Source organism: Bacillus songklensis (genome assembly GCF_042649685.1).
Taxonomy (GTDB): domain Bacteria; phylum Bacillota; class Bacilli; order Bacillales; family Bacillaceae_H; genus Bacillus_BA; species Bacillus_BA songklensis.
Genome location: NZ_JBHRZT010000073.1, coordinates 40,291 through 53,226 on the forward strand (window position 1 = coordinate 40,291; position 12,936 = coordinate 53,226).

Consider the following 12,936-nt stretch of genomic DNA (forward strand, 5'->3'; position numbering starts at 1 on the left):
GGAGTGAGACAGTATGAGCATGCATTTTAGTGTACTGGCAAGCGGGAGTACGGGAAATGCGATTTTTGTTAGCGACGGGGAACAATCACTCCTTGTGGATGCAGGATTAAGTGGAAAACAAATGGAGGCCCTCTTTCAGCAGGTGGACCGTGATATAAAACAGCTCTCGGGGATTTTAGTTACCCATGAGCACAGTGATCATATTAAAGGACTTGGCGTCTTAGCTAGGAAATATCAACTTCCTATCTATGCAAATGAAAAAACGTGGAAAGCGATGGAAGGGTTAATTGGAGAAATTCATTCCGATCAACGTTTCATTTTTAATATAGGGGAAGCCAAGACATTTGGAAGCATGCAAGTAGAATCATTTGGTGTATCGCATGATGCTGCTGAACCGATGTTTTTTGTCTTTCATCAAGGAAATAAAAAGCTAACCCTTATTACAGACACGGGTTATGTAAGTGATCGAATGAAAGGAATTATTAAAGATAGTGATGCCTTTGTATTTGAAAGCAATCATGATGTAGACATGTTAAGGATGGGACGCTATCCTTGGAGCGTTAAACGCAGAATATTAAGCGATGTAGGTCATGTTTCCAATGAAGATGCTGCTTTGGCATTAGCTGATGTAATAGGAAATCAAACAAAACGCATTTATTTGGCGCATTTAAGTCAAGATAATAACATGAAAGAAATTGCGAGGATGTCTGTCGCCCAAGTTTTACAGTCAAAAGGATATGGAGTAGGAGAACAGTTCAGCTTGTACGATACAGATCCTAAAAAGCCGACTGATGTTGTCTATCTTTAGTTTGTTTAGTCGGGACAAAACTGGGAAAAGGGATTTTAAACGATGATCTGGTATAATAAGGAATAGGATAATAAGTCGAATCTCCATATATCACTTGCCGTGAAAGGAAAGGTGAACAGAGTGGGATATTATGATCAAGATTATGAGAAACGTGAACCAAGGTCCAGCCGGGGACGTGGAAGGTGGTTTTTTTCTGCGCTGATAGGGGCCATAATCGGTGCTTTAATTATGTTATTTTCCCTTCCTGCTTTGTCAAGGATGAACCTTCTTCCCTACAATGCCGGTGTCAATGAAGAGGACGAGGTGAACGAAAAGGGAGTAAATGTTCGGCAAACAGTCGCAGTAGATGTGACAACGGATGTAACGAAAGCGGTCGATAAAGCATCAGAAGCTGTTGTTGGAGTAGTCAACATCCAGCAGTCAAATTTCTGGAATGAAGAAAAATCAGATGCGGGAACAGGCTCAGGCGTCATTTATAAAAAAGCTGGCAATCGGGCATTTGTTGTGACTAATCATCACGTCATTGAAGGAGCGAACCAGATTGAGGTAAGTTTAAGTGATGGTTCCCGTGTGCCAGCTCGTCTCCTTGGAAGTGATGCACTAACAGACTTGGCTGTATTGGAAATGTCTAGTGAGCATGTATCCAAGATAGCTGAATTCGGAGATTCCGATGCTGTTAAACCAGGTGAACCGGTCATTGCAATTGGGAATCCTCTTGGCTTACAGTTTTCAGGATCTGTCACACAGGGAATTATTTCAGGAACCAACCGTGTCATTCCACAGGATTTAAATGGAGATGGAATAGCAGACTGGCAATCTGAAGTTATTCAAACAGATGCAGCCATTAACCCTGGAAACAGTGGAGGAGCCCTTATTAACATTGCAGGTAAACTCATTGGAATCAACTCCATGAAAATTGCAGAGCAAGCAGTAGAAGGAATAGGTTTAGCCATTCCTGTTAATCTTGCCAGACCTATCATTGAGGATTTAGAAAAGTATGGTGAGGTAAGAAGACCTTACATGGGTGTGAGTTTACAATCAATCAGTGAAATTTCAGGCTATCATCTAAGAGAAACATTAAAATTGCCAAAGAGTATTATAAGCGGGGTAGCGGTATTAGGAGTTGAACCATTGTCCCCGGCAGCACAAGCTGGTATGAGAGAATTTGACGTTATTGTGGCGTTAGATGGACAAGAAATTCGAGATGTCATTGATTTGCGTAAACATCTTTACACAAAGAAAGAAATCGGAGATGAAATGGAAGTAACATTCTACCGTGAAGGAAAGAAAAAGACAGTTACCATGAAATTAGCAAAAGAGACATTTTAAACTTATTCACAGGGGAGAAAAGAATCTCCCCTCTTTTTTGTTGTGTATAAGTTGTGGATAAATAATGGAGGTATATATGAAAATTTATTGCTGTAAAGAACATGTAGAGCTAGCGCTGGATATTATTGTAGATGAAACTGAAATGGTACCGGTATTAGAAGAAGTACCAGAAAAAGATATCCACATTACTTGTGGATATTGCTCTAAAGAGGCTACATATGTAGTAGGGAACTAATATTCCTACACAATATGCGGATAGTATTTGTGGATATGTGGATAATTACTGTGGAAAACATGTTTGTAAATTGTTTGTAAAGTGAGGGTAATATGTGAATATCTCGATCATAACGATTGGAAAATTAAAAGAAAAGTATTTAAAACAAGGAATAGAGGAGTATTTAAAACGGTTATCGATCTACGCGAAAGTGGAAATTATTGAATTACCAGACGAGAAAGCACCAGAGAATTTAAGTGATCTGGAAATGGATCAAGTGAAGCAAAAAGAAGGAGAGCGGATTTTATCTAAAATTTCAGATGATACTCATGTCATTGCTCTAGCGATTGAAGGAAAAATGAAATCATCTGAAGAACTAGCCCGAGATCTTGATCAGTTAGCTACATACGGCAAAAGTAAAATTGCCTTTATTATTGGGGGATCATTAGGACTAAGCCAGGATGTCATGAAGCGGGCGAATGCTTCCTTATCTTTTTCTAAAATGACTTTTCCACATCAGTTAATGCGACTGATTTTATTGGAGCAAGTGTATCGTGCCTTTCGGATTAATCGAAATGAACCGTACCATAAGTAAATGAGGTTTTTTAAAAAATTAAGTTAACAGAAAATTATTAGAAGTTCTCACTAACTCTGGATGGTAGATGAAATAGGTGATGTGAGTATACTTTTAGCAATTATATTTTAGTTGTCCTTATGGGTTCACAGGAAAAAACTTTGAGCAATTATGCGGGAGTAATGGATTATCTTTATTCTGTTTCTATAAACAAAACGAGGCTGGAAAGGAAGAAATTTTTCCACCCACCTCGTTTTGTTTAATGAATCACAGTTGGACCGGCTAACTCTTTTGGAGGTTCTCCCAATGCCAACTTGCTGATATTAGCATAACTCACTTGTTTATACTCTTTTAGCAACTTTTTTAGTTCAGGGAATTTTTCGTCCTTTTTTAATTTTTCGATTTCCTGATGATAGACGGACAATACATAATCATCTGGTCCTATCGGTTTAAATTCGCTTGGGTCTTCATCCATGAGTAACGCTCCCATATATTGATAACCATAATTAAGTTGACGGGTTAGTTCAATGATATTTAAGAAAATATGATAAATAGATGGTTTTGTTTCACTTAAGTTTTCAATGGCAATCTTTGCATCTTTCAAGTCGTCATAATTTGCTGATACCAACATGTCATCAACCCCTAATCATGCTTTGTCCGGTGAAAGTCTGGATACGAGTTCTTTATTTTGCTCCCTTTTGAGTCTGCGGATTTTTTCGCGTTCTTTTCCGGTTTCGTAGAGATATTTTTCTTCCTGTGTTTCTGGAATGACTTCAGGCACTTCCAACGGTTTTTTATTTTCATCTAGAGGGACAAAAGTAAAGAATGCAGTAGCGGCAATTCTTCGCTCCCCCGTTTCAAGATCTTCAGCAACCACTTTGCAGAAAATCTCCATCGACCTTCTACCTGTATAGCAGACAAACGATTCGATACCGACCGAATCCCTTTGCCGAATGGGATGGAGGAAATTAACCGAATCTGTCGATGCCGTAACACATTGTTTTACCCGTGAATGCCTGCGAGCCGAAAGTGTCGCGCATGCATCCATCTTCTTCATTAGAACTCCGCCAAATAATGTATGATAATTATTCAAATCATTAAGCAATACCTGATCGGTATGAATAACACGCGTTTCGTTAATTTTTTTCGCTTCCATTTCATCACCCTATATTTAAGCCATTCCTTCATTCTTACCCTCCGTTTTTCTTATTGTAAGGAGATGTTGTTTCAATTAAACCAGTTACATATTTCCTGAAATAATGAACAAATGAAAATCTGGTATTTTTTTACTTTTTCTCGTTTTTCTTATGAATTCTAGCGCTATGCACCTAGAATTTATTAGGATTACGATGTGAAAAACATGGAAAATGAAGATTCGTCACCGGGATGCCTCAACAAAGGGGTTAGGCCCCCATTCCAAATTAGTGGAATGGTTTTGATGTAACATAACTCTCGATCAGAAATGTATTCCCTCATTTTGCTCTATCGAATTGAAGTCAAGATCAATCTCGTTGTCCAACCTATTCAAAGCTTGTCGGAGCGGATAAAAGAGTAATGAGGGTAGCTCCTATAGAGCTAAAAAAGTATCAAAGAACAATTCAGTGTCCTTGATACTTTGTCTCTGTATTGTATGTTGGAGGATGGGTATTTATTTTGTTAATAATAGTATGAAGAAAATATTTTTATTTTCAGGTGATACTTATTTAGGCTTAATATACTAACTCCAAAATTGTATGAATATCAGCCTTTGCCGATTTAGATTTAGGATTACGAATTAATCTGAGCCATATTTTTGCTATCGTTCTATTCCTTTCTTTTTTACTATCCACAATGAATGTAATCGGTTTATTTTTTAATGCAGTGTTCTTTATAAGGAGATTTGCTTTCTCTATCAAATAGGGAATATTTACTTGATTATCATAATTGTAAAGTTTAACAACATCTAAATGATCATTAAAGGATAGATCACCATTATCTTTTATACGCATATCTACTACTGTACAGTTTTTGATTTGAAATTCTTTGTTAAAATAATTTTCATCTATTATATAGATGGGTAAACTCTTTTTTACTACCTTAAGCGATAATATACCACCTGTTTTTTTGATAGTTAAGCTTAGATTTTTAGTATGATTAAATGCATATCTTGTCCACTCTATGAATAATGTTAGTAACAAACCCGTAACTGGAATAATCATAAAGGGTTTCAAAATAAAATCAATTGGGTTAAAATTTAAATGAACATTCGGAAAATTAAAAATAGAAAACGGCACTATAAGGTTTGCGATTATATAAGGAATTACTGAGTATTTTCTCCACTTATTTTTACCTGAACTATTAACCAAATTAAACATCTCCTTTTCCGAGTAAGTCCAATTATTATTTCACTCAATTGTAACATAAAGGAAATTGTTTTTTATAAAAACTATTATTCAAATTCTTTCATATATAGATAGAAATCTGCATTCAATTTACTTAAAAGGGTTAATTTTGTCTAAGTATGAGTACTAGTAGCGAATGAAGACAGCGGATATTCAATCACCTAAAACTCCGTGTAAGAGGGAACTGAACCGGAACTGCACAATGTTCTTAGGTCCCGGTTCTTTTTTTGTTTGTAAAAAATTTGTTCAGATTAAAAGTCCGCAAAGCGATGAATGAACCCAAAAATATAGTAGAGATGAATTTTATTCCTTAAAATTAACCATGTTTCATTAAGCTTTCTACCTCTTTAAATGACTGAATATATTTTTTCTAACGGATAAAATTTAGAATATTATTCAATTTTTAAAATTTCATTATTTATAATGTATTAATAATGTATTATCAGATAATTTTTAAATATAAATTAAAAATAAACATTATAAATAGGGGGAATATTATGAAGAAAATTTTTTTAGCAAGTTTATTTTTGATTTTTACTCTTCTATTAGCTGCTTGTGGTGCTGAAGATAGTGCAGGCGGCAAAGAAGGGGATGGCAATAAGGTATATAAAGTTGGCGTGGATACAACTTATCCTCCATTTGAGTTCGAAGAGGGTGGAAAATATAAAGGGATTGATATTGATTTAATCAATGCGATCGCTGATAATCAAGGTTTTAAAATTGAATTAGCTCCTATGGATTTTGGTGGAATCATTCCTGCAATGCAAGCCGGGGAATTGGATGTTGCGATTGCTGGTATGAGCATTACGGATGAAAGAAAAAAAGTTGTTAATTTTTCGGAGCCGTACTTTGATGCCGGAATCACATTGGTTGTTAAAAAGGGCAATACAGACATCAAATCAGTTGACGATTTAAAAGGAAAAACAGTAGCTGTTAAAAAGGGAACGACTGGTGCAAATTATGCACAAGAAAATGCTGGTAAACAAGGATTTAAAGTAGTTCAGTTCAATGACAGCCCTGCTATGTTCCAAGAAGTAGCGAATGGAAATGCTGATGCTCTTATAGAAGACTATCCTGTCATTGCATACGCTATCGCACAAAAAGATCTTGGATTAGAAATCGCTGGTGACCGCCTAAATGGAGACCAATATGGAATTGCTGTCCTAAAAGGAAAAAACCAAGAACTATTAGAGAAAATCAATAAGGGTTTATCAGAACTTAAAGAAAGTGGAAAATACGACGAGATAGTCAAAACATACCTTGGCGAATAAATCATTATAACAAAAGTAAGGCGCGCGGCTAGCGTGCTTTCTTTTTGAAAGGAGATGAATGTTATGGATACAATTGCCACGGCCTTCCCTTATCTTATGATGGGTCTTCAAGTAACCCTGTATATTTTTGTAATAGCCATCATTTTAGGTTTTATTATCGGGTTAGTAATGGCTTTGTTCCGATTAGCTCCCATAAAAATCTTAAATTGGATTGCTAAAGTATTTATCGATGCTATTCGTGGAACCCCCTTCCTTGTTCAGTTGTTTTTTATTTATTTCGGTCTTAATTCATTGGAATGGATCTCATTTGACAGTACAACAGCGGGGATTATTACGGTTGCGATTAATGCAGGAGCCTATTTTGCCGAAATCATTCGAGCCGGTATCCAATCTATTGATAAAGGACAAACGGAGGCGGCGAGATCCCTTGGTTTAACAAGCATTCAAAATATGCGCTATGTTATTCTTCCACAAGCGTTTCGAAGAATGCTTCCTACAATTACAAACCAGTCAATCATCAGCTTAAAGGATACTTCCCTTCTGTCTATTATCGGGATTGCTGATTTAACGCAGCAGGGGGAAATTCAAGCTTCTGCTACATTTGAAGCATTTAAAATTTGGCTGACGGTCGGTATTATGTATTTCATAATCATTTATTTACTAACTATACTTGCTAATTTCCTTGAAAGGAGATTTGAGTTACGATGAGTGTCATCCAAGTAAAAAATTTAAAAAAGTCATTTGGAAATCTAGAGGTTCTAAAAGATATAAATGCAGAAATTAAGGAAAAAGAGGTTGTTTGTGTAATAGGTCCTTCTGGTTCGGGAAAAAGCACATTTCTTCGTTGCTTGAATCGGCTTGAGGAAATTACAGATGGTCATGTAATTGTTAATGGCCAGGATATTACGGATCCGAAGATTAACATTAACAAAGTGAGACAAGACGTTGGAATGGTATTTCAGCAATTCAACCTTTTCCCGCATAAAACAGTATTAGAAAATGTTACACTTGCGCCTATTAAGGTACGTTCAACATCAAAAGAAGCGGCGAAGGAAAGAGCACTTGAGCTTCTTGATAAAGTCGGGTTAAGAGAAAAGGCGGGGAGCTATCCCGGAGAATTATCAGGTGGACAAAAGCAACGTGTTGCTATTGCGAGAGCTTTGGCAATGAACCCGAAAATCATGCTCTTTGACGAACCAACATCAGCGCTCGACCCTGAGATGGTCGGGGATGTATTAGAGGTTATGAAACAATTGGCTAAAGAGGGCATGACAATGGTTGTTGTTACCCATGAGATGGGATTTGCGCGTGAAGTAGGCGATCGTGTCATCTTTATGGACGGCGGTTATATTGTGGAAGAAAACGAACCGAATGAACTATTTGGCAATCCACAGCACGAACGAACAAAAGCTTTTTTAAGCAAAGTACTATAAAAGAAGGTTTTTTACAATAATTTTTACAAAAGATATTTTCAAAGAATGGTTGTATTTAAAATAGACTGCTGGATACTTATAGATTAGATCTTGCTCCGTTTGGGATGATTTAAGCAGTTAGCTGAGAAAAATTTCAAATATCATCTTTACAATGAAAGGAAAAATCCCTTTCATATCTATACAAATGTTGGACCTAAAATTGAACATGAAATAAAAGAGGAGTTAAACTCGTATTGTGGAAATAAATCAATAAGGGTGCTCAATATTGGGGTTGGGAGGGAATGAGAATGACTTTTAAAGATTATGAAGAGTTTTGGCCTTTTTATTTGTCTCAACATAGTAAGTCTTCTACAAGAGCGTGGCATTTTATTGGTACGAGTTTTGTGTTTGTATGTATATTATTGACTATTTTCACATTCAACTTCTGGTGGATCTTATTAGCACCTATAATCGCGTATGGTTTTGCATGGTTCAGCCATTTTTTCATCGAAGAAAATAAGCCTGCCACCTTTGGCCATCCGCTCTGGTCTCTTCGCGCCGATTTTCGTATGTACCGTTTAATCCTTTTTGGTCAATTGCAAAAGGAACTGGATAAAATGCCCGAGACAAAAATTCAAGTGTAATAGCGGGTTCAACACGGCTGATAAACAGGAGAGTATTAAGAAAGAAGATTTGAAATCCTGTGCCGGGGCTTTATTTTTATTAAAGTTCAAAATGGAATCGTCGCAAGACCGAGATAGACGTATGGTCAATAAGATTATATTTGGTGAAGAATGTGATCTATTTAATTAAAGTTTCTTTTTCTTTTAAAAATTTTTGAAGAAAAAGAGGCTTTTTATTTTGGTTTCTTTGTAAGAAGAGGGGAGAGAAAAAAGGTAGAAACCGACATGTTTACGTGAAAGTATACATGTTTACAAATTGAGTACAAATGTATTCTAAATCGTAAACATGTATACAATTTAGTAAACACTCTTTATCCAAAACATGTTTACCGATTTGTACACAAGTTTACCGATTTGCACACAAGATTACAAAAAAGTTTAATAGATTACATTTTTGTAATAGATAGAAAAGTAGGATTGACCAGCCTGCCAAACTTCGGTAATCTTTTATCAGAACTAAATAAATTATCAACAAAATAACATTATCAATAAAGGGGATGCTTTCTTTGGCAAATGCTCGTATTGCGGCAATTGATGTAGGGAACGATTCACTTAAAGGTATTTTTGGGAAAATGGAAGCGGAAATAAATATTCCGAATGTAATCGCTAAGGATATTGAAGATCGTCCAATCATCGGAATAGAAGAATTAGATAACCAGGATCCTATCGACGGCATTCATATTCGATTACACTCTCCTACTTTAAAAGACAATAATTCAATTTATCGTGTTGGCCATTTAGCAACAAAAAGCAATAACTCCTCAGAACTGGACCCGGGCAGCAGTAAATCTGAAGAAGATCAAACTCTTGTCATGTTATTTGCTGCTTTAGCATTAGATGCAGCGCGTGAAGAGAATAAACAGCTATTTAAACGCTCCAATAACGTAATTGACGCTACATACATATTGGGAACGGGACTTCCTCTTAGAGAAGTAAAGGAAGGAAAAGATGTTGGATATCGTTCCCGATTACTCAGTTCTGTTCACCAAGTCGAGTTCTTAGTCACACCTAAATATCAAGGTCTGAAAGTAAATATCAAATTCGAAGAAGTGAAAGTCTATCCGGAAGGCTTTGCTGCGTTTATTAATCTTGTTATGGATAATAATTTAAACATCATCAACAAGGATCTTATTGACAAAAGAATCCTCATCCAAGATATTGGCGGTTTATCAACAGATATAGCGGTTATTAAAAATCGCAAGGTTGATGACGACAAAGCACAGGGATTTAATTTAGGGGTTTCAGAGTCTCTTGAAGCCATTCGAGAAGAAATTCGTTCAAGGCATGGTGTAGAGCTGGACAGCCGTCGAGACGTAGTAGAAATCATCACGAAGAAAAATGACCGAAATCATATTATGGTAAAAGGAAGTCGGACAAGCGTACATGATATTGTAGACCGAATTCTCTTGGAATTAGCGAAAAAGCAATATCGCCACTTGCGCAATATTTGGCAAAGGAACTCCCAAACTGAAATTTGCTACTTCATCGGAGGAGGGTCCATCATCCTAAAAGATTATCTTAAAACATTGAACAATAATTTAGATGGATATAATATTGATTTCTTCGAAGATGAAAGGGAAAGCATTTGGATGATGGCGAACGCTTACTATAAATTAATTGCTGATTTCTCAAGAAAAAATCAAAAAGAGAAGCAAAATGAAGAACAAAAAATGGTGAAAACTAAATAGGGTGATTCCATGAAGGAAAAGGGAATACAGAGGGGACAGCCTATTACCTTTCGCATCCCTTCTGATACACCTGATCATATATTGAAGCATTTACAGAGGTTAAAGGAAACTGAAAGAAGAAACTTTTCTAGTAAAATTTCTGAGTTCGTTATGAACGGGGTGAGTGATTCTCTCTCAAAACAAAGAGAAACCATTACCATCCCTCTTCCAAAAGGTTTAAACAAAGCACAACGAGATTGGTTAAAACATGAACATTCTGAGGCCTTATTAGGCAGCATTGTCTACCAATTACTATCTGATCCTATCCGTACCGCTTCGCTGTTTACGTCATTAAACAGCAGTGCATTAGAAATAGAAGATGCTTTATACCTCCAAGAAGAGATAGCCTCTGGTAAAGATACGGAAATCAATTGGGTTTCAATGCATCCCCAATCACAAATACAGGAGAAGCAAGAAAACGATCAAGACGATGATTTAGATAACTTTGATTGGGAAAATGCAAAACAAACTCACACTTCCCCTATTGAAGAAGAGAAAGAAGAAGACATGGACGATCTTCTGGGGGATTTTCTTGCTCAGATGAATAAATAATCCCCCTCCTACCTGTTCTAAAAAACACCTATACATTTTTAGAACCGGGCGAAACAATGATCAACGGTTTGTTTCATATTTGTGAAAAAAGGATAAAGAAGAAAAGAGAGGATCTGTTCACTAGAACAGATCCTCTCTTTTCTAATGTTTGATCAATCCCTCCCCCTCTCCTTCAACTTGGTTTTTCGTATCACACTTTTTAATAATTATACTAAAGTAGTAATTGAATTTTGAACATTAGAATAAAATGGTTTATTTATTTTGTGGAAATAATATTTTAGAGGGTTATCAAACCATGATTTATAGCATTTATTAACAAATTGGTTATTATGACCAGTAAATATAATTAGCAATTAGTACCAAGTGATAAAAAATTGATTGACAAGTGTGAAAATAAGCTGATAGGATGGAGATTGTAGGTGTATTTCAAAATTCAACGGAAAAGCATCCGTTTCCAATTAGATAGAAAATTTAGAAGGAAGCAATCATCTATCCGGGGGGTTGTCTCCTACTAGTGCATAAAATTACAAACTGTTAGCCCTTGTCATGATAGCGAGTGATCATTTCCTTTATGTTTCCAAAAGTTAAATGCTATCTTTATTTTGGGAGGACATAAAAAGAGATATAACTCCTTGCTGCATCAGGTGAAGGGCCAAAACGAAAGGAGTCTAACGATGAAGGAGCTTCATTCATTTGCATGGTATGCAGCTCGCATATCGCCGCATTTACCAAAAGAGGCATTTAAACCGGTTCCTGCTCGCCTCTTTGGTGGTCTTGCCTATTTGATTGTCGTCATTTCAGGTTTTCTCACCATTGGTTTATTAGATTTAAACCCATGGATCAGTCTGATAATCGCTCTAATATTGGGAGCCAGTTTTGCAGGAATGGGCCTCCTGGGCCATGAAATCTTGCACGGTACGGTCGTAAGAAAACCGTGGCTCCGAGACTTGCTTGGCGCGATTGCTTTCTTTCCTTTAACCACAGGGCCGAAACTCTGGAGAAAATGGCATAATGCAACGCACCATGTTCACACTCAAAATGATGAGAAAGACCCTGATTCATGGCCAACCTTGGAAAAGCTTGCTAAAAGCCCTTTCTTGAGCTGGGCTTACCGACTTCCTCGGTTTGTCCGGTCATTTATCAGTTTTACTTTTTTAACGATTGAGTTCAGCTTACATTCTACCCGAATGTTTATTCACTTTATTAAACAATTCAATCCAAAGACGCAACCAAAGGTTTGGTTACAGTTAATAGTTCCTTGGGCAACTTGGATCGGATTACTATTTTTGATGGGGCCTGGAAAATGGTTTTTCGCATTTTTGCTTCCCTTGTTAATCGGCAACTTTATTGTAATGGCCTATATTTCAACAAACCATCGTCTAAACCCCCTTGTACCAGTTAATGATCCATTGGCCAACAGCCTTTCTGTAACAGTACCGAAGTGGGTGGATGTTCTTCACTTTAACTTCTCATATCATACGGAGCATCATCTCTTCCCTGGTATGAGTTCCAAATACTATCCATTGGTCAAACAACATATTAAAAGGATGTGGCCTGAACGCTATCATGAAATGCCAATGACCCAAGCGTTAAGAGCCCTTTGGAAAACGCCTAGAATCTATTATAAGAACAATGAATTAATCGATCCTAGAGAAAATAATGTTTATGGTTCATTAGGAAATGGCTTAGATCCAGCTAATATTCGTTATCGCAAAATGAATCTTGAAGAAGAAAAAGCTGTTCCTAAAAAGTTAGCCTCTAAATAAAGCGTTTATTAGAACTGTTATATTTTTTCATGAAAGTCTTCAATATCATATCAATAAAGATAGAAAACCACTTCCAGGAAGCGAAGTGGTTTTTTATATATCCTTATCTTTATATAATGGTTTGTTTCAACTTTTTCAAAATTAATTTCCTCAGATTCCAGTAATTTTCCATGATTAACAATAGGGCATTCTCTTGAGAAAGGAGGAGACGATTGATAA

At 36.4% G+C, this 12,936-nt stretch carries 14 protein-coding genes; 11 read left to right on the plus strand and 3 right to left on the minus strand.

The window, feature by feature from the left end:
- Window positions 1-13 precede the first annotated feature (13 nt).
- The 4 genes from ACFOU2_RS23445 (at window position 14) to rlmH (ending at window position 2,946) form a co-directional block, all read left to right on the plus strand.
- On the plus strand, window positions 14-808 hold the full coding sequence (locus ACFOU2_RS23445; protein WP_377918748.1) for an MBL fold metallo-hydrolase: 795 nt from the start codon (window positions 14-16) through the stop codon (window positions 806-808).
- Between the two features lie 120 nt (window positions 809-928).
- Window positions 929-2,137, plus strand: a complete 1,209-nt coding sequence (locus ACFOU2_RS23450) for a S1C family serine protease (RefSeq protein WP_377918750.1) — start codon at window positions 929-931, stop codon at window positions 2,135-2,137.
- 76 nt (window positions 2,138-2,213) lie between these two features.
- Window positions 2,214-2,372: a CxxH/CxxC protein gene (locus tag ACFOU2_RS23455; RefSeq protein WP_377918751.1), complete on the plus strand. Its 159-nt coding sequence runs from the start codon at window positions 2,214-2,216 to the stop codon at window positions 2,370-2,372.
- Window positions 2,373-2,466: 94 nt separating this feature from the next.
- Window positions 2,467-2,946 carry a 23S rRNA (pseudouridine(1915)-N(3))-methyltransferase RlmH gene (gene rlmH, locus ACFOU2_RS23460; protein WP_377918752.1) on the plus strand — a complete coding sequence of 160 codons (480 nt, stop codon included), beginning with the start codon at window positions 2,467-2,469 and terminating at the stop codon, window positions 2,944-2,946.
- 238 nt (window positions 2,947-3,184) lie between these two features.
- Here rlmH and ACFOU2_RS23465 read toward each other — a convergent pair whose 3' ends face one another.
- The 3 genes from ACFOU2_RS23465 to ACFOU2_RS23475 form a co-directional block, all read right to left on the minus strand.
- Window positions 3,185-3,556 carry a hypothetical protein gene (locus ACFOU2_RS23465; RefSeq protein ID WP_377918753.1) on the minus strand — a complete coding sequence of 124 codons (372 nt, stop codon included), beginning with the start codon at window positions 3,554-3,556 and terminating at the stop codon, window positions 3,185-3,187.
- Window positions 3,557-3,571: 15 nt separating this feature from the next.
- Window positions 3,572-4,081, minus strand: coding sequence for an acyl-CoA thioesterase (locus ACFOU2_RS23470; protein WP_377918754.1), 510 nt, complete (start codon window positions 4,079-4,081; stop codon window positions 3,572-3,574).
- A 553-nt stretch (window positions 4,082-4,634) separates the two neighbouring features.
- Window positions 4,635-5,270 (minus strand): hypothetical protein, encoded by a 636-nt coding sequence (locus tag ACFOU2_RS23475; protein ID WP_377918755.1) that lies wholly within the window; start codon window positions 5,268-5,270, stop codon window positions 4,635-4,637.
- A 533-nt stretch (window positions 5,271-5,803) separates the two neighbouring features.
- Here ACFOU2_RS23475 and ACFOU2_RS23480 point away from each other — a divergent pair.
- The 7 genes from ACFOU2_RS23480 to ACFOU2_RS23510 all read left to right on the plus strand — a co-directional run bounded on the left by ACFOU2_RS23480 (window position 5,804) and on the right by ACFOU2_RS23510 (window position 12,717).
- Window positions 5,804-6,577: a transporter substrate-binding domain-containing protein gene (locus tag ACFOU2_RS23480; RefSeq protein ID WP_377918756.1), complete on the plus strand. Its 774-nt coding sequence runs from the start codon at window positions 5,804-5,806 to the stop codon at window positions 6,575-6,577.
- 63 nt (window positions 6,578-6,640) lie between these two features.
- Complete coding sequence (locus ACFOU2_RS23485; RefSeq protein WP_377918757.1) at window positions 6,641-7,285, plus strand: amino acid ABC transporter permease; 645 nt, start codon at window positions 6,641-6,643, stop codon at window positions 7,283-7,285.
- A complete protein-coding gene (locus ACFOU2_RS23490; RefSeq protein ID WP_377918758.1) occupies window positions 7,282-8,010 on the plus strand; it encodes an amino acid ABC transporter ATP-binding protein in 729 nt (242 codons plus the stop codon). Before ACFOU2_RS23485 ends, ACFOU2_RS23490 begins: the two co-directional genes overlap by 4 nt.
- Window positions 8,011-8,297: 287 nt before the next feature.
- A complete protein-coding gene (locus tag ACFOU2_RS23495; protein WP_377918759.1) occupies window positions 8,298-8,633 on the plus strand; it encodes an Mpo1-like protein in 336 nt (111 codons plus the stop codon).
- A 545-nt stretch (window positions 8,634-9,178) separates the two neighbouring features.
- Window positions 9,179-10,360: an Alp7A family actin-like protein gene (locus ACFOU2_RS23500; protein ID WP_377918761.1), complete on the plus strand. Its 1,182-nt coding sequence runs from the start codon at window positions 9,179-9,181 to the stop codon at window positions 10,358-10,360.
- 9 nt (window positions 10,361-10,369) lie between these two features.
- On the plus strand, window positions 10,370-10,951 hold the full coding sequence (locus ACFOU2_RS23505) for a hypothetical protein (RefSeq protein ID WP_377918762.1): 582 nt from the start codon (window positions 10,370-10,372) through the stop codon (window positions 10,949-10,951).
- Window positions 10,952-11,625: 674 nt separating this feature from the next.
- The gene (locus ACFOU2_RS23510; protein WP_377918763.1) at window positions 11,626-12,717 is read left to right on the plus strand and encodes a fatty acid desaturase family protein; all 1,092 of its coding nucleotides are present in this window, start codon (window positions 11,626-11,628) and stop codon (window positions 12,715-12,717) included.
- Window positions 12,718-12,936 lie beyond the last annotated feature (219 nt).